At 58.7% G+C, this 458-nt stretch carries 1 protein-coding gene; it reads left to right on the top strand.

From position 1 onward, the window contains the following. The coding region (locus C7G61_RS43415) for an alpha/beta fold hydrolase (protein ID WP_338026208.1) at positions 1-458 on the top strand (458 nt) is incomplete at both ends.

Genomic DNA, 458 nt, shown 5'->3' with positions numbered 1-458 from the left:
ACCATGGTGGATGCGGAGGCTTTCGCTCCCGGGCGCAACCTTGCCCTCACGCCCGGGAAGGTGGTCTACCGCAATCGCCTGATCGAGCTGATCCAGTACGCGCCCACAACGGAGGAGGTTCACAAGACCCCGCTGCTGATCCTGGGGCCCTGGATCAACAAGTACTACATTCTCGACATGCAACCCAAAAACAGCATGATGCGGTACTTGGTTGAGCAAGGATTCACCGTGTTCGTGGTGTCCTGGAAGAACCCGGATGCGTCGATGGATGACATTGGTATTGAGGATTACATGGACCTCGGCCCCCTCGCGGCCAGCGATGTCATTCGCGAGATCACCGGAAGCCCCACTGTCAACGTGATGGGGTATTGCATCGGCGGGACGCTGCTGACAATGACGTTGGCTGTCCTTGCGGCCAAGGGCGACAAGCGGTTCAATGCCGCCAGCTTCATGGTCTC

Source organism: Bradyrhizobium algeriense (assembly GCF_003062295.1).
GTDB lineage: Bacteria > Pseudomonadota > Alphaproteobacteria > Rhizobiales > Xanthobacteraceae > Bradyrhizobium > Bradyrhizobium algeriense.
This window is presented reverse-complemented; position numbering and strand designations above follow the sequence as displayed.